Source organism: Pseudomonas sp. 2FE, assembly GCF_005503735.1.
In the GTDB taxonomy this organism is placed as follows: domain Bacteria; phylum Pseudomonadota; class Gammaproteobacteria; order Pseudomonadales; family Pseudomonadaceae; genus Aquipseudomonas.
Genome location: NZ_SCMO01000001.1, coordinates 523,730 through 544,226 on the forward strand (window position 1 = coordinate 523,730; position 20,497 = coordinate 544,226).

At 62.1% G+C, this 20,497-nt stretch carries 19 protein-coding genes and 4 tRNA genes; 20 read left to right on the forward strand and 3 right to left on the reverse strand.

The window, feature by feature from the left end:
- Positions 1-36: 36 nt before the first annotated feature.
- Both FFS12_RS02545 and FFS12_RS02550 read right to left on the reverse strand, forming a co-directional pair.
- The gene (locus tag FFS12_RS02545; protein WP_171011817.1) at positions 37-1,524 is read right to left on the reverse strand and encodes an MDR family MFS transporter; all 1,488 of its coding nucleotides are present in this window, start codon (positions 1,522-1,524) and stop codon (positions 37-39) included.
- 52 nt (positions 1,525-1,576) lie between these two features.
- Entirely contained in the window at positions 1,577-2,623 is a 1,047-nt protein-coding gene (locus FFS12_RS02550) for an HlyD family secretion protein (RefSeq protein ID WP_137885387.1), read from the reverse strand.
- A gap of 105 nt (positions 2,624-2,728) precedes the next feature.
- On the opposite strand from FFS12_RS02550, the gene FFS12_RS02555 reads away from it, so the two are divergent.
- From FFS12_RS02555 to FFS12_RS02620, 14 genes are all read left to right on the forward strand, one after another.
- Positions 2,729-3,649 carry a LysR family transcriptional regulator gene (locus tag FFS12_RS02555; RefSeq protein WP_137885388.1) on the forward strand — a complete coding sequence of 307 codons (921 nt, stop codon included), beginning with the start codon at positions 2,729-2,731 and terminating at the stop codon, positions 3,647-3,649.
- Positions 3,650-3,728: 79 nt separating this feature from the next.
- A complete protein-coding gene (gene gltX / locus FFS12_RS02560) occupies positions 3,729-5,210 on the forward strand; it encodes a glutamate--tRNA ligase (RefSeq protein ID WP_137885389.1) in 1,482 nt (493 codons plus the stop codon).
- Positions 5,211-5,355: 145 nt separating this feature from the next.
- Positions 5,356-5,431, forward strand: a tRNA-Ala gene (locus FFS12_RS02565).
- A 70-nt stretch (positions 5,432-5,501) separates the two neighbouring features.
- A tRNA-Glu gene (locus tag FFS12_RS02570) sits at positions 5,502-5,577 on the forward strand.
- A gap of 51 nt (positions 5,578-5,628) precedes the next feature.
- Positions 5,629-5,704: transfer RNA gene (locus tag FFS12_RS02575), tRNA-Ala, on the forward strand.
- An 85-nt stretch (positions 5,705-5,789) separates the two neighbouring features.
- A tRNA-Glu gene (locus tag FFS12_RS02580) sits at positions 5,790-5,865 on the forward strand.
- 175 nt (positions 5,866-6,040) lie between these two features.
- Entirely contained in the window at positions 6,041-6,580 is a 540-nt protein-coding gene (locus FFS12_RS02585; RefSeq protein ID WP_137885390.1) for a TetR/AcrR family transcriptional regulator, read from the forward strand.
- Positions 6,581-6,591: 11 nt separating this feature from the next.
- Entirely contained in the window at positions 6,592-7,428 is an 837-nt protein-coding gene (locus FFS12_RS02590) for an alpha/beta fold hydrolase (protein ID WP_137885391.1), read from the forward strand.
- A gap of 127 nt (positions 7,429-7,555) precedes the next feature.
- On the forward strand, positions 7,556-8,239 hold the full coding sequence (pgl, locus tag FFS12_RS02595; protein WP_137885392.1) for a 6-phosphogluconolactonase: 684 nt from the start codon (positions 7,556-7,558) through the stop codon (positions 8,237-8,239).
- A gap of 48 nt (positions 8,240-8,287) precedes the next feature.
- Positions 8,288-10,090: a phosphogluconate dehydratase gene (edd, locus tag FFS12_RS02600; protein ID WP_256657275.1), complete on the forward strand. Its 1,803-nt coding sequence runs from the start codon at positions 8,288-8,290 to the stop codon at positions 10,088-10,090.
- A 37-nt stretch (positions 10,091-10,127) separates the two neighbouring features.
- On the forward strand, positions 10,128-10,778 hold the full coding sequence (locus tag FFS12_RS02605; protein ID WP_137885394.1) for a bifunctional 4-hydroxy-2-oxoglutarate aldolase/2-dehydro-3-deoxy-phosphogluconate aldolase: 651 nt from the start codon (positions 10,128-10,130) through the stop codon (positions 10,776-10,778).
- On the forward strand, positions 10,775-11,224 hold the full coding sequence (locus FFS12_RS02610) for a thioesterase family protein (RefSeq protein ID WP_137885395.1): 450 nt from the start codon (positions 10,775-10,777) through the stop codon (positions 11,222-11,224). The genes FFS12_RS02605 and FFS12_RS02610 overlap by 4 nt, the downstream gene beginning before the upstream one ends.
- A gap of 132 nt (positions 11,225-11,356) precedes the next feature.
- Positions 11,357-12,331 (forward strand): tRNA-dihydrouridine synthase, encoded by a 975-nt coding sequence (locus tag FFS12_RS02615; RefSeq protein WP_137885396.1) that lies wholly within the window; start codon positions 11,357-11,359, stop codon positions 12,329-12,331.
- A gap of 118 nt (positions 12,332-12,449) precedes the next feature.
- On the forward strand, positions 12,450-12,896 hold the full coding sequence (locus FFS12_RS02620; protein WP_137885397.1) for an Hsp20 family protein: 447 nt from the start codon (positions 12,450-12,452) through the stop codon (positions 12,894-12,896).
- Positions 12,897-12,972: 76 nt separating this feature from the next.
- Here FFS12_RS02620 and FFS12_RS02625 read toward each other — a convergent pair whose 3' ends face one another.
- Positions 12,973-13,854 (reverse strand): LysR family transcriptional regulator, encoded by an 882-nt coding sequence (locus tag FFS12_RS02625; RefSeq protein ID WP_137885398.1) that lies wholly within the window; start codon positions 13,852-13,854, stop codon positions 12,973-12,975.
- A 138-nt stretch (positions 13,855-13,992) separates the two neighbouring features.
- Here FFS12_RS02625 and leuC point away from each other — a divergent pair, with 138 nt between their 5' ends.
- From leuC to FFS12_RS02655, 6 genes are all read left to right on the forward strand, one after another.
- A complete protein-coding gene (leuC, locus tag FFS12_RS02630; RefSeq protein ID WP_137885399.1) occupies positions 13,993-15,420 on the forward strand; it encodes a 3-isopropylmalate dehydratase large subunit in 1,428 nt (475 codons plus the stop codon).
- Between the two features lie 11 nt (positions 15,421-15,431).
- Positions 15,432-16,076 (forward strand): 3-isopropylmalate dehydratase small subunit, encoded by a 645-nt coding sequence (gene leuD / locus FFS12_RS02635; protein ID WP_137885400.1) that lies wholly within the window; start codon positions 15,432-15,434, stop codon positions 16,074-16,076.
- Positions 16,077-16,148: 72 nt separating this feature from the next.
- On the forward strand, positions 16,149-16,913 hold the full coding sequence (locus tag FFS12_RS02640; protein WP_137885401.1) for a class I SAM-dependent methyltransferase: 765 nt from the start codon (positions 16,149-16,151) through the stop codon (positions 16,911-16,913).
- 95 nt (positions 16,914-17,008) lie between these two features.
- The gene (leuB, locus tag FFS12_RS02645) at positions 17,009-18,091 is read left to right on the forward strand and encodes a 3-isopropylmalate dehydrogenase (RefSeq protein WP_137885402.1); all 1,083 of its coding nucleotides are present in this window, start codon (positions 17,009-17,011) and stop codon (positions 18,089-18,091) included.
- A 71-nt stretch (positions 18,092-18,162) separates the two neighbouring features.
- On the forward strand, positions 18,163-19,275 hold the full coding sequence (gene asd / locus FFS12_RS02650) for an aspartate-semialdehyde dehydrogenase (RefSeq protein WP_137885403.1): 1,113 nt from the start codon (positions 18,163-18,165) through the stop codon (positions 19,273-19,275).
- A 95-nt stretch (positions 19,276-19,370) separates the two neighbouring features.
- The gene (locus FFS12_RS02655; RefSeq protein WP_137885404.1) at positions 19,371-20,381 is read left to right on the forward strand and encodes an aspartate-semialdehyde dehydrogenase; all 1,011 of its coding nucleotides are present in this window, start codon (positions 19,371-19,373) and stop codon (positions 20,379-20,381) included.
- The last annotated feature ends 116 nt before the right edge of the window (positions 20,382-20,497 follow it).

The following is a 20,497-nucleotide window of genomic DNA, read 5'->3' on the forward strand; positions in this document are numbered from 1 at the left end:
CTGGGAAGACACACGCCGGGTTGCACCGGCGCGTGGTTAGTGAGCAGCGCCGCCTTGGACGCCAGCCGGCAGCGAACGGGTCAGCAGCACGGCGAGCATGCTGATGCCGAGCGCGATGCCGACAAAATGGAAGGCGTCATTGTAAGCCATGATCGCCGCCTGCTGGTGCGCGATCTCGCTCAGCTTGCCCAGCGCCGCCTGTTCGTTGCCGAGCTTTTCCGTCAGCAGGGTCAGGCGTTCGGCGACTTGCGGGTTACTCGGGACTATGGCTTCGCGCAGATAGTCGAAATAGGTCTTGGCGCGGCTGTCGAGCAGGGTGGCAAGCAGCGCGATGCCGATGGCGCCGCCGAGGTTACGCAAGATGTTGAACAGGCTGGAGGCCGAGCCGGCATCCTGCGGCAGGATGTAGGCCGTGGCGATCAGCGAGATAGTCACCATGACCAGTGGCTGGCCGAGCGCGCGCACTAGCTGGATCTGGTTGAACTGCGGGCCGGCAAAGTCCAGGTTCAGCACGCCAGAGGCAAAACTGGCGAAGCCGAACAAGCCAAAGCCCAGCGCGCACAGCCATTTCGGTGAAAGGATCTTCATCAGCTTCGGCACCAACGGAATCAAGAACAGCTGCGGAATGCCCATCCACATGATCACTTCGCCGATTTGCATGGCGTTGTAACCCTGGATCTGCGCCAGGTAGAGCGGCAGCAGGTAGATCGAGCCGTACAAGCCAACCCCCAGTCCTACGCTGGAGACGCTCGAGAGGCCGAAGTTGCGGTTGCGCAAGATGCCGAGGTTGATCAGCGGGTTGGGTTTGGACAGCTGCAGGATCACGAAGGTCATCAGGCTGACCAGGGCAATGCCGCCGAGGCCGACGATCAGGCTGGACTCCAGCCAATCTTTACGGTGGCCTTCCTCGAGAAACACCTGTAGGCAGCCGAGGCCTACCCCCAGCGTGAGGATGCCCGCGTAGTCGGTGCTTTTCAGTAGCTCCCAGTGCGGCGCCTTCTTTTCCAGGCCATAGAGCAGCCCGGCGATCATCAATAGCCCCGGCGGCACGTTGATATAGAAGATGTATTCCCAGCCGAAGTTTTCCGTCAGCCAGCCGCCGAGCGTGGGGCCGATGGAGGGGGCGAAGGTGGCGGTCAGTGCGAACAGCGCCATGCCTTTGGCGCGGTGCTGTTCCGGCAGTTTGATTAGCGCCAGGGTGAACGCCAGCGGGATCAGCGCACCGCCGGTAAAGCCTTGCAGGGCGCGGAAGACGATCATGCTCTCCAGGCTCCAGGCCATCGAGCAGAGCAGGGAGGCGATCAGGAAGCCAATCGAGACATAGACCGCCAGGCGCCGTGCGGAGAGTAACTGCACCAGCCAGGCGGTGAGCGGGATCATGATGATCTCGGCCACCAGGTAGGAGGTGGAGATCCACGAACCTTCCTCGAGGGTCGCGGAGAGTGCGCCTTGGATGTCTTTCAGCGATGAGTTGGTGATCTGGATATCCAGCACCGCCATAAAGGCGCCGAGCATGGCGCTCATTACCGCGATCCAGTCGCGGCGGCTCGGCTCGCCGGTAGGGCGGATCAGCGCATCAGCTGCCACTGTTGCCGGCCTTGAGGTCGACCTTGACCGTCACGGACATGCCGGGGCGAATCTTGCCCTTCAGCAGGTTGTCGGCGGCAAAGGTCAGTTTCACCGGAATACGCTGCACCACCTTGGTGAAGTTGCCGGTGGCGTTGTCTGGAGGCAGTAAGCTGAACTGCGCGCCGGAGGCGGCGAACAGGCTTTCGACCGTGCCGTCGATCGGCGTATCCGGATAGGCGTCGAACACCAGCTCGGCCTTTTGTCCGGGCTGCATCGGGCCGATCTGGGTTTCCTTGAAGTTGGCCTGGATCCAGATGTCTTCATCCGGCACCAGCGACATCAAGTAGGCGCCTATTTGTACGTACTGACCGGTGCGCGAGGCGCGCTGGCCAACCAGGCCACTGATGGGCGCGCGGATTTCGGTACGGCCGAGGTTCAGCTCGGCTTGGGCGAGCTCGGCGCGGGCGTTGGCGATCTGTGCGTCGAGGCGTTTGATTTCGGCGTCAAGCGAGTTGATCTGCTGGCGTTGTGCTTGCAAGTCGGCCTCGGCCTTGCTCACTTGCGAGCGGGCCACGCGGCTATCGGCGGCCAGGGTAGTGACGCGCTCTTCGGAGACGTAGCCGGGTTTGCGCAGGGTCTGAGCGCGGGACAGGTCCATTTGCGTACGGCCAAGGGTGGCCTGGGTCGCCGAGACATCGGCCCGGCTGGCGGCGATCAGGCTGGCTTGTTGGGTCAGTTTGCTTCGCGCCTGAGCCTGTTCGGCCTCGCGGGTCGCCAGGTTGGCACGCGCGCGTTCGACGGCAAGGCGAAAGTCGTCGGCCTCCAGAACCGCCAGCAGTTCGCCTTTTTGCACGTGCTGATTGTCCTGCACCAGAACCTTGTCGATGCGCGCGCTGAGCTGGCTGGAGATACGTGTGATCTCGCCCTGCACATAGGCGTTGTCGGTGCTTTCGACAAATCGGTCAATAAAGAACCAGTGCGCGAAGAAGGCGAGGGCGATCAGACCAAGCGCGGCAAGGAAAATAAATAAGCGGCGTTGCAGTTGGGCTGGCATGCGAGTGCTCGAAGTGCGGGCAAAAGTGTAAGTGAATCTAACAGTGTTCCTTCTAAGTATGTAGACGCTAGAATTCAGAAACTTTGTTGCTTATGGGGAACAATAATGGGGCTTGATGATGCGCTGATCTTTACCCGGGTGGTGGAGTGCCACAGCTTCACCCAGGCCGCCTTGGGTCTGGGAATGCAGAAGTCCACGGTCAGCCGCCGTATCGCCCTGTTGGAGGAGCGCCTCGGCGTGCGCCTGCTGAACCGCACCACGCGCAAATTGCGCCTGACCGAGGTCGGTCAGGCGTACTACGAGCGTTGCCGGCAGATCATGCTGGACTTTGCCGAGGCCGAGCAGGCCGTCATGCAGCTTCAGCAGGAGCCTTCCGGTTTGCTGCGGATCACCGCGCCGATCGAGTTCGGTCAGTTGTTCCTCGGCCGGGTGCTCGGCGCGTTTATGCGTCAATACCCGCAGATTACGGCGGAGGCCGAGATCACCTCGCGTCACGTCGACCCGGTGGAAGAGGGCGTGGACATCGCCATTCTGCTAGGCCAGCCGCAGGACTCAACGCTGATCGCGCGCAAGCTCTTTGCCAGCAGTCGGCGCCTGTGTGCCAGTCCCGAGTACCTGGCGGCCCATGGTGTGCCGGCGACGGCCGAGCAGTTGGCCACTCATCGCGCCATCCTCTTGCCGCAAGACTCGCCGCGTTACTGGCCGCTGCTCGGCGAAAGCATTCCCTGTCAGCGCGTGCTGTCCTGCAACAACATCACCTTCGCCCGTGAAGCGGTATTGGCGGGGGCGGGGATCGCCGGTTTGCCGGTGATGATCAGTGAGGCGATGGTGCAGAGTGGCCAACTGATCGAACTGCTGCCTGGGGCGCGGCTACCGATCGGTGAGCTGTATGCGGTCTATCCATCGCGACGCTTCCAGGCGATGAAGGTGAAAGCCTTCCTGGATTTCCTGATGCGTAGCCTGCCGCTGGAAGAGGGGCAGTTGCTGGAGCCCACAGGGGAGCCCCTGTTAACATTGCCCCCTTAATGAACGGTACAGCCATGTGCCGGAGAGCCTTTGAGTCAATCGGAGGCTCCTTAATTGATCCGTTGATTCGAGACTCTCAATGACCACCGTCCGTACCCGTATCGCGCCGTCACCGACTGGCGACCCGCATGTTGGCACCGCCTACATTGCCCTGTTCAACCTGTGCTTCGCTCGCCAGCACGGCGGTGAGTTCATCCTGCGCATCGAAGATACCGACCAGGTGCGTTCGACTCGCGAGTCCGAGCAGCAGATTTACGACGCCTTGCGCTGGCTGGGCATCGAGTGGAGCGAAGGTCCGGATGTGGGCGGCCCGCACGGCCCGTATCGGCAGAGCGAGCGTGGTCCGATCTACCAGAAGTACAACGCCGAGCTGGTGGAAAAAGGCCATGCCTTCCACTGCTTCTGCACCACCGAGCGCTTGGACAAGCTGCGCGCGGAACAGACTGACCGTAAGGAAACCCCGCGCTACGACGGCCTCTGTATGCAGCTGTCGAAAGACCAAGCGCAGCAGCGCCTGGCGGCGGGTGAGCCGAATGTGACCCGCATGAAGATGCCGACCGAAGGCGTCTGTGTGGTGCCGGATATGCTCCGTGGCGAGGTCGAGATCCCTTGGGATCGCATGGACATGCAGGTGCTGATGAAGACCGACGGTCTACCGACCTACTTCCTCGCCAACGTGGTGGATGACCATTTGATGGGCATCACCCATGTGCTGCGCGGCGAAGAGTGGCTGCCGTCGGCACCCAAGCTGATCAAACTGTACGAGTACTTCGGTTGGGAACAGCCGCAACTCTGCTACATGCCGCTGCTGCGCAATCCGGACAAGAGCAAGCTGTCCAAGCGCAAGAACCCCACCTCGATCACCTTCTACGAGCGCATGGGCTATCTGCCGCAGGCGATGCTCAATTACCTCGGCCGCATGGGCTGGTCGATGCCGGACGAGCGCGAGAAGTTCACCCTCGACGAGATGATCGAGCACTTCGACATTCAGCGGGTTTCTCTCGGCGGGCCGATTTTCGATCTGGAAAAGCTCTCTTGGCTGAACGGCCAATGGCTGCGCGAGCTGAGCGTCGAGGCGTTTGCGGCTGAAGTGCAGAAATGGGCGCTCAACCCCGAATACCTGATGAAGATTGCCCCGCATGTGCAGGGGCGGGTGGAGACGCTCAGTCAGATCGCGCCGCTGGCCGGCTTCTTCTTTGCCGGTGCGTTGCCGCTGGAGGCCAAGCTGTTCGAGCACAAGAAGCTCTCGCCAGAGCAGGTGCGGCAGGTCATGCAGCTGATCCTGTGGAAGCTGGAAGCCTTGCGTCAGTGGGAAAAAGACCAGATCACCGCCTGCATCCAGGCGGTGGTCGAACATCTGGAGCTGAAGCTGCGTGATGCGATGCCGCTGATGTTCGTGGCGATCAGTGGTCAGGCCAGCTCGGTATCGGTGCTGGATGCCATGGAAATTCTCGGCCCCGACCTCACGCGCTTCCGCCTGCGTCAGGCTATCGAGCTGTTGGGTGGCGTGTCGAAGAAAGAAACCAAGGAATGGGAAAAGCTGCTGGCGGCTATCGCCTGACCCACTGCTCCGCCCGTACAGGCTTCGGCAAGTGCTGGCGGGGCAGGGTAAGTAGTTGTTCTGTCAGCATAAAGAAACGCGAAGAGAGGAAAATTTTGTTGACAGCCATTAGGGTCGCATTTAACATGCGCCCCGTCCTTGAGATGGGGCTATAGCTCAGCTGGGAGAGCGCTTGCATGGCATGCAAGAGGTCGACGGTTCGATCCCGTCTAGCTCCACCAATCTCTTTAAAGCCGAAAGGCTTGCCACGATCAGTTTGTTGAACTGGTCGAGTTGTTAGAAGGGTTTTGCGTCCCCTTCGTCTAGTGGCCTAGGACACCGCCCTTTCACGGCGGTAACAGGGGTTCGAGTCCCCTAGGGGACGCCAGTATTAAAAAGCAGTTCCGCAAGGTGCTGTGAGCCGAGAGGCGATAAATCTGGGGGTATAGCTCAGCTGGGAGAGCGCTTGCATGGCATGCAAGAGGTCAACGGTTCGATCCCGTTTATCTCCACCAATTCTGCAGTTACAAATCAAATGCTTGTGATTGTAAAAAACTGCCACAGGCCAGCGTAAAGCTGGCCTTGTTTTTCGAAGGTTTTGTCCCCTTCGTCTAGTGGCCTAGGACACCGCCCTTTCACGGCGGTAACAGGGGTTCGAGTCCCCTAGGGGACGCCATTTTCACCCGCTTTGCGGGATTTTAGAGGGTCATTCTTCACGGAATGGCCCTTTTGTTTGTCTGCTGCTTTTTCCTCTTGTCTTGCTCCGATCTTGCCGACCGGCGGTGTGGGTTTCGGCTTGCTTAAATTTATTACGAGTATAATATTTCAATCGTAATATTTTGGAGGCGAGTATGAACGATAAGAAGGCGCAAACCCGCGAACGCATCCTCGGCGCTGCCAGTGCGGCGTTGTTCCAGCGTGGCCCGGCCGAGCCCAGTGTGGGCGAGGTGATGGGTGCGGCAGGTCTCACCGTTGGTGGCTTTTATGCGCATTTCGAGAGCAAGGATGCGCTGATGCTGGAGGCCTTCAGCCAGTTGCTTGGACGGCGCCGCAGCCTGCTCAGTGAGCTCGATCGGAGCCTGCCGGCAGTCGAGCGGCGGGCATTGATGGCGGCGTTTTACCTGTCCCGTAAGCATCGGGATGCGCAAACCGATGGCTGCCCGTTACCCAGTTCGCTGGGTGAATTAACGCGCCTGCCGGAAGGTTTTCGCGTGAGCTTGGCTGAGCATCTGGAGCTGATGACGGCGGAGCTGGCGGGCAGCCCGGAAGAGGCCAACAACGTACTCGCCGATCTTGCCTTGATGGTGGGCGGGCTGGCTTTGGCTCGGGCATTGGGCCCGGGCGAGTTGTCCGACCGAGTGCTGCGTGCCGCCAAGTCGGCGGTGGTCTGAGGAGGTGTGCGATGAACAACTTGAGTTGGGTGCGTGGTTTCAATGCCACCGTCGGTCGGCTGGCCCCGCAGGCAGTGGCGAGCAAGATGCGCCGCGAGTTCATGACGCCGCGCGAACTGCCGCCGCGTGACTGGGAGTTGCCTTGGCTCGGGCGGGCCGAGCGTATCACGCTGCGGTTCGGGCTCTCGGCGTTGCGCTGGGGCAGTGGCCCTACGGTGTTGTTGCTGCACGGCTGGGAAGGCCGGCCGACGCAGTTCGCCGCACTCATCGAGGCGCTGGTCAACGCCGGTTATGGGGTCATAGCGCTGGATGCGCCGGCCCATGGCCGCTCGCCAGGTCATGAGGCCAACGTGGTGCTGTTCGCTCGCGCCTTGCTCGAGGCTGCTGGGGAGTTGCCGCCGCTGCAGGCGGTGATCGGCCATTCTATGGGCGGGGCCAGTGCGCTGTTGGCGAGCCAATTGGGGTTGCGCACCAAGGCAGTGGTGAGCATCTCGGCGCCTAGTCGGATTCTCGGCGTGCTGCGGCGTTTCGCGCGTTTTATGGCGTTACCCGAGCAGGCGCGGGCGCACTTTGTTCGCCTGGTTGAGCAGCATGCCGGAATGCCGGCGGCGCACCTCGATGTGGCACGTTATCAGCTGGATCTCCCTGGCCTGGTCGTGCATGCGGAAGATGATCCGATGGTGCCGGTGAGCGAAGCCGAGATCATTCATGCAGCTTGGTTCGACAGCCGTTTACTGCGCTTGGCGCAGGGTGGGCATCAGCGTGTACTGGCCGATCCGCGGTTGATCGAGGGCGTGTTGGAGTTGCTCGCAGGCGTGCGTCAGGCGTCTGCGAATGCGGTGGCTTGAAGGCTGCGGCCTGGAGCTGAGTTGCTAGTGTGGGCTGCCGGTACAGTTCCAGGCAGGCTGCGAGCCAATCGAGAATGGCGCATGATGGCGGCGTCTATTTCGATCGCTAGCGTGCCAGCCTTCTGTCATGAGTCAGAGCATTTTTCTGCAATATCCGCAGCGTGAAACCTGCATCGCACAGTTGAGTGCCGACCTGGGTGCGCAACTGCAACAGGCGCTGGCCGAGCAACCGCGCGCCAGCCTGCTATTGCCGGGTGGCAGTAGCCCGCAGGCGTTGTTGCCAGTGCTGGCGGCGCAGCCTGTGGAGTGGTCGCGCATCGACCTGAGCCCAACCGACGAACGCTGGGTGCCCGCGGACGCTGCGCAAAGCAATTGGCGTCTGCTACGGGCGGGGTTGCCAGGGGCGGCTTGCCGCGATCCGCGCCAGGCTGCGGGCCCGCAGCAGTCTGCCAGCGCCTGGGCGGCGCAGTTGAGTGAATGGTTGCCGTTCGACGCGGTGCTGCTGGGTATGGGCGAAGACGCACATATCGCCTCGCTGTTTCCCGCTATGCCTGGGCTGACGGCGGCTCTCGATCCTGCCGCCGCGCCTGCTGGGCTGGTGGGCATTGCCCCGAGCGAGCCGTCTACCCGCTTGTCACTGAATCTGTCGATGCTGCTGCAGAGCCACTGGATCGGTTTGCTGGCTTTCGGGCCGGTTAAACGTCGCTTGATCGAAGCGGTGCTGGCTGACGAACCGGCCAGCCGCACGCTGCCGTTGTATGCATTGCTCTGGCACAGCCCACTGCAGGTGAGGATTTATTGGGCGCCCTGAGCCGGTACACTGAGAGTAAGTACTTGTTGAAAACAGGGTGTTGCCATGCTGCAGGTCGTTGTCGAACAGGTTACCGCCGAGTTGGAGCAGCGCTCCGCTGCGCGCCGTGCGCAGTATTTGGCGCGGCTGGAAATCGCAGCTGGGCGTGAGCCGCGGCACAAGCTCGGCTGCTCTAACCTGGCCCATGCTTTGGCCGCACAGGCGGATGACGCACGGCTGATCATGAAGCAGGGCGGCGCGCCACATATCGCCATCGTCTCCAGTTACAACGATCTGCTTTCTGCCCATGCGCCGCTCAAGGATTACCCGGACCGGCTCAAGCTGGCCCTGGCTAAGGCCGGCGCGACTTCGCAGTTCGCCGCCGGGGTGCCGGCCATGTGTGACGGCATCACCCAGGGCGAGGCGGGCATGCAGTTGTCCCTGTTTTCCCGTGATCTGATCGCCCAGGCCACCGCCATCGGCCTGACCCATGCGATCTTCGACGGCGGCCTCTACCTTGGGGTTTGCGACAAGATTGTCCCAGGTCTACTGATCGGCGCCTTGCACTTCGGGCACTTGCCGGCGGTGTTCGTGCCGGCCGGGCCGATGCACTCTGGTTTGGCCAACAAGGACAAAGCGGCCGTGCGGCAGCGTTATGTGCGTGGCGAGGTCGGCCGCGATGAGCTGCTTGCCGCCGAGCAGGCGGCTTATCACCAGGATGGCACCTGTACTTTCTACGGCACCGCCAACACCAACCAACTGCTGATGGAGGCCATGGGGTTGCATGTGCCGGGCAGTGCCTTTGTCCATCCGCATACGCCGCTGCGCGATGCCTTGACCGACGAGGCGGCACGCCTGGTGGCGCGCAACAGTCGCCAGGGCGAGCGCTATCTGCCGCTGGGCAAGCAGATCGACGCGCGGGCGCTGGTCAACGCCGTGGTGGCGTTGTTGGCCAGCGGCGGTTCGACCAACCATGGTTTGCACCTGCCGGCTATCGCCCGAGCCGCCGGTTATGAGTTGATTTGGGAAGACTTCGCTGCGCTGTCGAAAGTGGTGCCGCTGCTGGCGCGGGTTTATCCCAATGGTGCGGCCGATGTAAACCAGTTCCAGGCGGCTGGCGGGCCGGCGTGGATCATTCGCGAGTTGCTCGACGCCGGGCTGATGCACGCCGATGTCCAGACCGTCGCGGACGAGGGGTTGCCGGCCTATGCCCGCGAGCCCTGGTTGGATGGCGATCGCTTGGCTTGGCGTGAACTGCCGCGGCAAAGCCCGGCGCCGGATATCGTCCGTACGGCGCAAAAGCCCTTCGATGCGCAAGCGGGGCTGGCGCTGCTCAGCGGTAATCTGGGACGGGCCATGCTCAAGACCTCGGCGGTCGATCCGGCGCATTGGCGCGTACGGGCGCAGGCTTTGGTGTTTGACAGCCAAGAGGCGGTGCAGGCCGCCTATGCACGTGGCGAGCTGGTGGGTGACTTGGTGTTGGTGGTGCGCTTCCAAGGTCCGCGTGCCAATGGCATGCCGGAGCTGCACAAGCTGATGCCACTGCTGGCGAACTTGCAGCAGGCCGGGCAACAGGTGGCCTTGGTCACGGATGGACGTTTGTCCGGTGCTTCAGGCCAAGTGCCAGGGGCCTTGCACCTGACCCCGGAAGCGGCGGTTGGCGGTGCTGTGGCAAAGGTGCGCAATGGCGACTGGATCGAGCTGGATGCGCTGCAAGGCGTGTTGCGGGTGGAATTGAGCGATGCCGAATTGGCGGCGCGTGAGCCGGCTAGCGCGCCAGAAGAATTGGCCGCAGGCTATGGTCTGGGGCTGTTTGCCGCCCAGCGCCGCTTGGTTGGCCCGGCCGACCAGGGCGCGACGACGTTGTTTTAGGATTATCTAGGGTTGTAGGACTATTGGGAGCGAGAGCATGAGCCTGACTATGGATGTGGTGCTGCAACAGGCCCGCCCGGTGCTGCCGGTGCTGGTGATCGAGGACATTAGTCTGGCGGTCGACTTGGCTCGCGCGCTGCACGCCGGAGGCATCCGCGTGCTGGAAGTGACCCTGCGCACGCCGCGGGCGCTGGATGCGTTGTCGGCGATCCGCAAGGAGCTGCCGGACCTGCTGGTTGGCGCCGGCACCCTGATCCACACCGAACAATTTCTCGAGGCGCGCGAGGCGGGTGCCCACTTCGCCGTCAGCCCCGGTTGCACCGAGCGCCTGGCCGCTGCGGCGGAAGATTCCGGCCTGCCTTACCTGCCCGGGGTGATGACGCCCTCGGAAGTACTGCTGGCGCTGGAATACGGCTACCGCTCGCTCAAGCTGTTCCCGGCCAATGGCGCCACCAGCGTGAAAATGCTGAAAAGCTTCAAGGGCCCGTTCACCGGGATTCGCTTTTGCCCGACCGGTGGGGTGACGCCAGACAACTTGCTGAGTTTCCTGCGCTTGCCTAATGTCGCCTGTGTCGGCGGTACCTGGATCGCGCCGAGCAACCTGGTGCGCGCGCGCGCCTGGGATCAGATCACCCAACTGGCGGCCGAGGCACGCGACCTTGCCAGTAGTCTGGAGCACCACGCATGAGCTGGGATTTGCCGACGCCGTTCACCATCGATCTGCAGGTTGTCGCTGAAGATATCGACGGCCTCGGGCATGCCAACAACGCTGTGTATGTCAGCTGGCTGGAGCGTTGCGCTTGGCGTCATTCGCAGAGCTTGGGGCTGGACTTGACCGAGTACCGCCGCCTGGATCGCGCCATGGCGGTGCTGCGCCATGAGATCGATTACCTGGCCAGCGCCTATGAAGAGGATGAGTTGCAGTTGGCGACCTGGATTGTCGAGTCGGACCAGCGCTTGAAAATGACCCGCCGTTTCCAGCTGATCCGCCCGTCCGACGCCGCCACGCTGCTGCGCGCGCAGACCACCTTCGTCTGCATCGAGCTCTCCAGCGGCAAGCCCAAGCGCATGCCGCAGGAATTCATCGAGGGCTATGGCCCGGCGCTGGTCGAGCCTTATCCGCTGGAGCTTTAACAGGCCGTTAATGTCGTTTAGTTAAGCGTTAGAGTGCTGTGCAAGCACGGCGCAACGAGTAGGCTTTGCGCTGGATTTCTCCTGCGCCGGAGATGCCCGTAAACTGCGCGCCTTTTCCTTGAGAGCCTGTGTATGCAAATCGCCCTGGCGCCTATGGAAGGCTTGGTCGACGAGATCCTGCGGGATGTGCTGACGCGTGTCGGCGGCATCGACTGGTGCGTCACCGAGTTTATCCGTGTGTCTGAACGCTTGTTGCCGGCGACGACCTATCGGCAGCTGGCGCCCGAGCTGGAGACTGGGGCTCGAACCGTCGCCGGTACGCCACTGCGGGTGCAGCTGCTCGGTTCCGATCCCGTTTGCCTGGCGGATAACGCCGCCTTCGCCTGCGAGCTGGGCGCGCCGGTGATCGACCTGAACTTCGGCTGCCCGGCCAAGACAGTCAACCGCTCACGTGGCGGTGCGGTGCTGCTCAAAGAGCCGGAGCTGCTGCATGCCATCCTCCGTGAGGTGCGCCGTGCGGTGCCGGCGGCGATTCCGGTCACGGCGAAGATGCGCCTGGGCTTCGACAGCCCCGACGGCGCCCTGGATTGCGCGCGGGCGCTGGCCGAGGGCGGCGCGGCGCAGATCGTGGTGCATGCGCGGACCAAGGTCGACGGCTATAAGCCGCCGGCCCATTGGGAGTGGGTGGCGCGGGTGCAGGAGGTGGTCAAGGTGCCGGTGTTCGCCAATGGTGAAATCTGGAGCGTCGACGACTGGCGCCGTTGCCGCGAGGTGAGCGGGGTCGAGGACATCATGCTCGGCCGTGGGCTGGTTGCGCGCCCGGACCTGGCGCGGCAGATCGCAGCGGCGCGGGCCGGCCAAGAAGTGCAGGAAATGCGCTGGCCTGAGTTTATGCCCCTGTTGCAGGAGTTCTGGCTGCAGGCCCGGCGCAAGCTTTCTCCGCGCTATGCGCCGGGTCGGCTGAAGCAGTGGCTAGGCCAGCTGACGCGCAATTACCCGCAAGCGGTGGAGCTGTTTAACGCCGTGCGGCGGGAGAGCAGCTGTGAGCGGATCGATGCCATGCTGGGTGTGGAGCTGAATCAAGAGCAGCTGTTGGCGGCGGTTTGAGTTTTTCCGGAGTAGTGAGCGCGGCCTTGAAATCGCTCCGGCAGTCCCTATTTCTAAGAGTGCCGGGATGCCGCAAGCGGGTCCCGGGTCAATCACTCGCTGAAATCAGGAGACTTACATGAGCACTGCATTTTCCTTGGCTCCGCTGTTCCGCCATTCCATCGGTTTCGATCGTTTCAACGATCTGTTCGAAGCGGCCATGCGCAATGAGCCCGGTAGTTCCTACCCGCCCTATAACGTCGAAAAGCACGCGGACGACCAGTACCGCATAGTCATTGCCGCCGCCGGTTTTCAGGACGATGACCTGGAGTTGCAGGTCGAGCGTGGCGTGTTGACGGTGAGTGGCGGCAAGCGCGCCGACAGCGCGCAGAACGTCACCTATCTGCACCATGGCATCGCTCAGCGGGCCTTTAAGTTGTCCTTTCGTCTGGCCGACCATATCGAGGTCAAGGCTGCGGCACTGGCCAACGGCCTGCTGAATATCGACCTGGAACGGGTCGTGCCGGAAGAGGCGAAGGCCAAGCGCATCCCGATCAACGGTGCGCGTGCAGCGCTGGACAGTTAAGCTTCGCCGTATCAACAAGGGCGCCGAGAGGCGCCCTTGTTCATTTCAGTTTATGACGCCACGCCAGTCTCGGCCGCTAGGCCAGGCTTTCTCGCTGGGCGTCGAGCAGCGCCATAAAGGCTTTCGCCGCATTCGACAGGGTTCGCTCGGTGTGCAGGATATAGCCGAGCTGGCGCCTGAGCTGGATGCCCGGCAGCGGCAGGCGCGCCACCTGTTCATCGAGCATGGTGCGCGGCAGCACGCTCCAAGCCAGGCCGATGGACACCATCATCTTGATCGTCTCCAGATAGTTGGTGCTCATGCCAATGTTCGGTGTCAGGCCTTCGGCGGCGAACAGCTTGCTGACGATGTGGTGGGTAAAGGTATTGCCGCCGGGGAACACCGCCGGATGCCGCGCCACGTCGGCCAGGCTGATGGCGCCGCTACGCGCCAGCGGATGCTCGGGGGCGGCGACGAAGTCCAGCGGATCGTCCCACACCACCACCGCCTTGACCGGCGCGTGGGTTTCCGGCGCCAGGGTGATCACCGCCAGCTCGGCGCGACCATGGAGGATTTCCTCATAGGCGACTTCCGAGTCGAGAAACTGGATATCCAGCGCCACCTGCGGGTGCGCCCGAGTAAAGGCGCGCAGCAGCGGCGGCAGACGGTGCAGGCCGATGTGGTGGCTGGTGGCGAGCGTCAGTCGGCCGCTCACCTCGCCGTTGAGGTTGGTCAGGGCGCGGCGGGTGTCATCGAGCACATTGAGAATCTGATAGGCGCGCGGCAGCAGGGCGCGGCCGGCCTCGGTCAGGCTGACTTCGCGGCCCAGGCGATCGAACAGGCGCACATTCAGCTGTTGTTCGAGACTGGCGATGCGTTTGCTGATCGCCGGCTGGGTCAGATGCAGGCGTTCTCCCGCCGCGGAAAAACTGCCGGTTTCGGCGATGGCGATAAAGGCGTTGAGGCTGGCCAGATCCATGCTCGAATTCCTGTTGGTTATCCAAAGTATGAAAAATATGAATTTGAGTTATTTAATGCAAGTCCCTAGGATCATCCACATAAGCCAAAGGGCTATTTAATAGGCCTGGCATAGAAACACGCTGATGAGGATTTTCTGATGGCCGGCAAAACGCTCTACGACAAACTCTGGGACGCGCACGAGGTTAAACGTCGGGATGACGGTTCGTCGCTGATTTATATCGACCGCCACATTCTCCACGAAGTGACCTCGCCACAAGCCTTCGAGGGTCTGCGTTTGGCTGGGCGTAAGCCGTGGCGCATCGATGCCAACATCGCCACCCCGGATCACAACGTGCCGACCACGCTGGCCGAGCGTAAGGGCGGCATCGCGGCCATCGCCGACGAAGTCTCGCGCATCCAGGTGCAGACCCTCGACGATAACTGCGATGAGTTCGGCATCCTCGAATTCAAGATGAACGACGTGCGTCAGGGCATTGTTCACGTCATCGGCCCGGAGCAGGGCGCGACCTTGCCGGGCATGACCGTGGTCTGCGGCGATTCCCATACCTCGACCCATGGAGCCTTCGGTGCGCTGGCTCACGGTATCGGTACTTCCGAAGTTGAGCATGTGCTGGCGACTCAGTGCCTGGTCGCGAAGAAGATGAAGAACATGCTGGTCAAGGTCGAAGGGCAGTTGTCTTTCGGCGTCACCGCCAAGGACATCGTGCTGGCCATCATCGGCAAGATCGGCACTGCGGGCGGCAACGGCCATGCCCTGGAGTTCGCCGGCAGCGCGATTCGCGATTTGTCGATGGAAGGCCGCATGACCATCTGCAACATGGCCATCGAAGCCGGTGCGCGCGTGGGCCTGGTGGCTGCGGATGAGAAAACCGTCGCTTACATCGAGGGCCGTCCGTTTGCGCCGAAAGGTGCGGATTGGGACGCAGCGGTAGAGGCCTGGAAAGACCTGGTTTCCGACGCCGATGCGGTATTCGACAGCGTGGTTGAGTTGGACGCCGCGCAGATCAAGCCGCAAGTGACCTGGGGCACCTCGCCGGAGATGGTCTTGCCGGTGGATGCGTATGTGCCGGACCCGAGCCAAGAGGCCGACCCGGTTAAAAAAGACTCGATCGAACGGGCCTTGAAGTACATGGGCTTGGCGGCGAATCAGGCAATTACCGATATTCAGCTGGATCGCGTGTTCATCGGCTCCTGCACCAACTCGCGGATCGAGGATCTGCGCGCTGCCGCGGCTATCGCCAAGGGCCGCAAGGTTGCCTCGACGGTCAAGCAAGCGATGGTGGTGCCGGGCTCCGGTCTGGTCAAGGCGCAGGCCGAGCAGGAAGGTCTGCACACCATCTTTATCGAAGCCGGTTTTGAATGGCGTGAACCGGGCTGCTCGATGTGCCTGGCGATGAACCCGGACAAGTTGGGCAGTGGCGAGCATTGCGCATCCACCTCCAACCGGAACTTCGAAGGTCGTCAGGGCGCTGGCGGGCGTACCCACTTGGTCAGCCCGGCGATGGCCGCCGCGGCCGCCGTGACTGGCCGGTTTATCGATGTACGTGAATTGATTCAGGCCTGAGGAGAGCGAAGATGAAAGCCTTTACCCAACATAGCGGTCTCGTCGCTCCGCTCGATCGTGCCAACGTCGACACCGACCAGATCATCCCCAAGCAATTTTTGAAGTCGATCAAGCGCTCGGGCTTTGGTCCGAACCTGTTCGATGAGTGGCGTTACCTGGATGTCGGTCAGCCGGGGCGGGATAACAGCAATCGCCCGTTGAACCAGGATTTCGTGCTCAACCAGCCGCGTTATCAGGGTGCCAGCGTGCTCCTGGCCCGCGAGAACTTCGGCTGTGGCTCCAGTCGCGAGCATGCACCGTGGGCGCTGGAGGAGTACGGCTTTCGCGCCATCATCGCGCCGAGCTATGCCGATATCTTCTTCAACAACAGCTTCAAGAACGGCCTGCTGCCGATCATCTTGCCGGAAGCCGAAGTCGACGAGCTGTTCCAACTGGTCGAGGCCAATGAGGGCTATCGCCTGAGCGTGGATCTGGCGGCGCAGACCGTGACGCGTGCCGATGGCAAGGTGCTCGGTTTCGAGGTCGACGCCTTCCGTAAGCATTGCCTGTTGAATGGTTTGGACGATATCGGCCTGACCCTGCAAGACCGCGAGGCCATTAGTGCTTTCGAGGTTCAGCATCGGCAAAGCCAACCCTGGTTGTTCCGCGACGCTTGAGTGCATTTTTTCGTAGGATGCGTGACCCCGCAGGGCCAACGCATCCGATTGGTGAGTACAGATGGAGCTGAAATGAACGACAAGACCCATGAACAGGTAGTCCAGCGTCAGTTCGGCGAGCAGGCCAACGCCTACTTAAACAGTGCGGTGCATGCCCAGGGGACCGAGTTCGCGCTATTGCAGGCGGCGGTTGCCGGCCGAGGCGAGGCGCGGGTGCTCGACCTCGGCTGCGGTGCCGGGCATGTCAGCTTCCAGGTTGCCCCCTTGGTGGGGGAGGTGGTGGCTTATGACCTGTCGGCGCAAATGCTTGAGGTGGTTGCTGCAGCTGCCGAGCAGCGTGGGCTGGGCAATGTGCGCACCGAGCGCGGTGCCGCCGAGAAGCTGCCGTTTGCCGATGGCGAGTTCGATTTCGTCTTCAGTCGCTATTCGGCGCACCACTGGAGTGACCTTGGTTTAGCCCTGCGGGAAGTGCGCCGCGTGCTTAAACCGGGTGGCGTGGCGGCCTTTATCGATGTGATGGCGCCGGGCAGTCCGCTGCTGGATACCCATCTGCAAACGGTGGAAGTGCTGCGCGACACCAGCCATGTGCGCGACTATTCGGCGGCCGAATGGCTGCGGCAGGTCGGCGAAGCGGGGTTGCAGGTGACCGGTCATAGCCGCCAGCGCCTGCACATCGAGTTCGCCTCCTGGGTCGAGCGCATGCGCACCCCCGAGGTGTTTCGCGCGGCCATCCGCGCCTTGCAGGCGGCGGTGGGCGAAGAGGTGCGCGAGTATTTCGAAGTGGCCGCCGACGGCTCCTTCAGCTTCGATGTCCTGGTGCTCTGGGCCGAGCGGTAAGCTTTTGTTTGGTAGGAGCGAGCATCGCGAGCGATTAGCGATGCTCGCTCCTGCATAAGAATTTGGCGATGCCGCCACGAATAAACGAGGACGTTATGAGCAAGCAGATTCTGATTCTCCCCGGTGACGGTATCGGCCCGGAAATCATGGCCGAAGCGGTCAAGGTGCTGGAGCTGGCGAATGACAAGTTCCAGCTCGGTTTTGCGCTGAGCGAAGACGTCATCGGCGGCGCTGCCATCGACAAGCACGGTGTGCCGCTGGCCGACGAAACCCTGGCGCGTGCGCGTGCGGCGGACGCGGTGTTGCTCGGCGCCGTTGGCGGGCCGAAGTGGGACAAGCTAGATCGCGCCATCCGTCCGGAAAAAGGCCTGCTGAAGATTCGTGCCGAGTTGGGTCTGTTCGCCAACCTGCGGCCAGCCATTCTCTATCCGCAACTGGCGGAGGCTTCGACGCTGAAGCCGGAAGTGGTCTCCGGTCTGGATATCCTCATCGTTCGCGAGCTGACCGGCGGCATCTACTTCGGCGGCCCGCGCGGTATCCGTACCCTGGAAAATGGCGAGCGCCAGGGCTACAACACCCTGCCGTACAGCGAAAGCGAGATCCGCCGGATCGCCAAGGTCGGTTTCGACATGGCCCGCGTGCGTGGCAAGAAGCTGTGCTCGGTGGACAAGGCCAACGTCATGGAATCCAGTCAGTTGTGGCGCGAAGTGGTCGAGGAAGTGGCCAAGGAGTACGCCGACGTCGAGCTCAGCCACATGTATGTCGATAACGCGGCGATGCAACTGGTGCGCGCGCCCAAGCAGTTCGATGTGATGGTGACCGACAACATGTTCGGCGATATTCTGTCGGATGAGGCGTCGATGCTCACCGGCTCCATCGGCATGCTGCCGTCGGCATCCTTGGATGCCAACAATAAAGGTATGTACGAGCCGTGCCATGGTTCGGCGCCGGATATTGCTGGCCTGGGCATTGCCAATCCGCTGGCGACCATCCTCTCCGTGTCGATGTTGCTGCGCTACAGCTTCAACCAGAACGCCGCGGCGCAAGCCATCGAAACAGCCGTGAGTCTGGTGCTGGATCAAGGCCTGCGTACCGGTGATATCTGGTCGCAAGGCTGCACCAAGGTCGGTACTCGCGAAATGGGTGATGCGGTAGTCGCAGCTCTGAGTGCGCTCTAGTTTGCAAGTCAGGTAATCTCTCGGGTCCGCTGCCGAGGCAGTGGCCCACTTTTTATGAAGGTGTAGTTGCGATGAAACGTGTAGGTCTGATCGGTTGGCGCGGGATGGTCGGTTCCGTACTCATGCAGCGGATGCTGGAAGAACAGGATTTCGATTTGATCGAGCCAGTGTTCTTCACCACTTCCAATGTTGGCGGCCAAGGCCCGGCCGTGGGCAAGGAGATTGCTCCGCTGAAGGACGCTTACAGCATCGACGAGCTGAAAAGCCTCGACGTGATCCTCACCTGCCAGGGCGGCGACTACACCAGTGAAGTGTTCCCTAAGTTGCGCGAAGCGGGCTGGCAGGGTTACTGGATCGACGCGGCCTCGTCGCTGCGGATGGACGATAACTCGGTCATCGTGCTCGACCCGGTTAACCGCAAGGTGATCGACCAGTCGCTGGACGCGGGCACCAAGAACTACATCGGCGGCAACTGCACCGTCAGCCTGATGCTGATGGCCTTGGGCGGCCTGTTCGAGGCCGGTCTGGTCGAGTGGATGAACGCCATGACCTATCAGGCTGCGAGCGGGGCAGGGGCGCAGAATATGCGCGAACTGATCAAGCAGATGGGCGCGACCCACGCGGCGGTGGCGGATGATCTGGCCAACCCGGCTAGCGCGATCCTCGACATCGACCGCAAAGTGGCCGAAGCCATGCGCAGCGAAGCCTTCCCGACCGAGAACTTCGGTGTGCCGCTGGCCGGCAGCTTGATTCCCTGGATCGACAAGGAATTGCCGAACGGCCAGAGCCGTGAAGAGTGGAAGGGCCAGGCCGAGACCAACAAGATCCTCGGTCGCTTCAAGAGCCCGATTCCGGTCGACGGCATCTGTGTGCGCATCGGCGCCATGCGCTGCCACAGCCAGGCGTTGACCCTGAAGCTGAACAAAGACGTGCCGCTGAGCGATATCGAAGGGCTGATCAGCCAGCACAACCCTTGGGTGAAACTGGTACCGAACCAGCGCGAAGTCAGCATCAAGGAGCTGACTCCGACTGCGGTGACGGGCACCTTGAGCGTACCGGTCGGTCGTCTGCGTAAGCTCAACATGGGGTCGCAGTATCTGGGCGCCTTCACTGTCGGTGACCAACTGCTGTGGGGCGCTGCCGAACCGCTGCGGCGCATGCTGCGTATTCTGCTCGAGCGTTAATTCAGACCAGGCGCCGACGGGCTCGTCGGCGCTTGATTGCCTGGGCGCGGGGTGGCGGTTAAAGTGCCGCTCCCCGTTTCGCCTGAGGTAGTTCCGTGAGCCAGCCCTTCGATATCGCCGTGATTGGCGCCACCGGCACCGTCGGCGAAACCCTCGTCCAGCTCCTCGAAGAGCGCGCGTTCCCCGTAGGCACCTTGCATTTGCTGGCCAGTATCGAGTCGGCAGGCCAGTCCGTGCCGTTTCGCGGCAAAAACCTGCGGGTGCGGGAGGTCGATGAGTTCGACTTCAGCAAAGTGCGCCTGGTCTTCTTTGCCGCTGGCGAGGAGGTAACTCGTACCTATGCACCGCGTGTCCACGCGGCCGGTTGCGCGCTGATTGACTTGTCCGGTGCTTTGCCGGCGGAGCAGGCCCCGCGACTGGTGCCCGAGGCAAACGCCGAATTGCTCAAGTCGCTGTCAGCGCCTTATCAGTTGAGTAGTCCGAGTGCCTCGGTAGTCGCTTTGGCCGTGGTGCTGGCGCCGTTGCGCGCTCTGCTGACGCTGCAACGCCTGAGCGTCACGGCCTGCCTGGCGGTCTCCAGTCAGGGGCGCGAAGCTGTGGTCGAACTGGCGCGGCAAACGGCCGAACTACTCAATGTGCGCCCGCTCGAGCCACGGTTTTTTGATCGGCAGATCGCGTTCAATCTACTGGGTCAGGTCGGGCCGGCAGATGACAGTGGGCATACGCTTCTGGAAAAGCGTCTGGCCGATGAGCTGAAGCAGATCCTCGCCGCTCCGGCGTTAAAGGTGGCAGCGACCTGCGTGCAGGCCCCGGTGTTTTTTGGCGATAGCCTGAGCCTGTCGCTACAGTCGGCAAACGCGGTTGATCTAGCGGCAGTCTGTGCGGCTCTGGACCGCGCGCCGAGCATCGAGCGGGTAGAGCGGGGTGACTATCCGACGGTGGTGGGTGATGCGGTTGGTCAGGATGTTGTATATGTCGGGCGAGTGCGTAACGGACTGGATGATCCGAGCGAACTCAATTTGTGGATTGCGTCTGATAATGTACGCAAAGGCGCGGCTCTGAACGCTGTGCAAATAGGTGAGTTGTTGATAAAACACTATCTGTAAAAGATACTTACCTGGAAATTTGAAGAATCATTCGAGCTTGGCCTATCTTGGTGATACCGGGGGGCTGAGCTGTTTGCTGGTGGGGAACCGCTGCAAGGCGGAACAGGCAGCAACTA

Bases quoted from the DNA above. Each gene is read 5' to 3' on its own strand.
- FFS12_RS02545 (WP_171011817.1), bottom strand. From the start codon at position 1,524: ATGAGCGCCATGCTCGGCGCCTTTATGGCGGTGCTGGATATCCAGATC.
- FFS12_RS02550 (WP_137885387.1), bottom strand. From the start codon at position 2,623: ATGCCAGCCCAACTGCAACGCCGCTTATTTATTTTCCTTGCCGCGCTT.
- FFS12_RS02555 (WP_137885388.1), top strand. From the start codon at position 2,729: ATGGGGCTTGATGATGCGCTGATCTTTACCCGGGTGGTGGAGTGCCAC.
- gltX (WP_137885389.1), top strand. From the start codon at position 3,729: ATGACCACCGTCCGTACCCGTATCGCGCCGTCACCGACTGGCGACCCG.
- FFS12_RS02585 (WP_137885390.1), top strand. From the start codon at position 6,041: ATGAACGATAAGAAGGCGCAAACCCGCGAACGCATCCTCGGCGCTGCC.
- FFS12_RS02590 (WP_137885391.1), top strand. From the start codon at position 6,592: ATGAACAACTTGAGTTGGGTGCGTGGTTTCAATGCCACCGTCGGTCGG.
- pgl (WP_137885392.1), top strand. From the start codon at position 7,556: ATGAGTCAGAGCATTTTTCTGCAATATCCGCAGCGTGAAACCTGCATC.
- FFS12_RS02605 (WP_137885394.1), top strand. From the start codon at position 10,128: ATGAGCCTGACTATGGATGTGGTGCTGCAACAGGCCCGCCCGGTGCTG.
- FFS12_RS02610 (WP_137885395.1), top strand. From the start codon at position 10,775: ATGAGCTGGGATTTGCCGACGCCGTTCACCATCGATCTGCAGGTTGTC.
- FFS12_RS02615 (WP_137885396.1), top strand. From the start codon at position 11,357: ATGCAAATCGCCCTGGCGCCTATGGAAGGCTTGGTCGACGAGATCCTG.
- FFS12_RS02620 (WP_137885397.1), top strand. From the start codon at position 12,450: ATGAGCACTGCATTTTCCTTGGCTCCGCTGTTCCGCCATTCCATCGGT.
- FFS12_RS02625 (WP_137885398.1), bottom strand. From the start codon at position 13,854: ATGGATCTGGCCAGCCTCAACGCCTTTATCGCCATCGCCGAAACCGGC.
- leuC (WP_137885399.1), top strand. From the start codon at position 13,993: ATGGCCGGCAAAACGCTCTACGACAAACTCTGGGACGCGCACGAGGTT.
- leuD (WP_137885400.1), top strand. From the start codon at position 15,432: ATGAAAGCCTTTACCCAACATAGCGGTCTCGTCGCTCCGCTCGATCGT.
- FFS12_RS02640 (WP_137885401.1), top strand. From the start codon at position 16,149: ATGAACGACAAGACCCATGAACAGGTAGTCCAGCGTCAGTTCGGCGAG.
- leuB (WP_137885402.1), top strand. From the start codon at position 17,009: ATGAGCAAGCAGATTCTGATTCTCCCCGGTGACGGTATCGGCCCGGAA.
- asd (WP_137885403.1), top strand. From the start codon at position 18,163: ATGAAACGTGTAGGTCTGATCGGTTGGCGCGGGATGGTCGGTTCCGTA.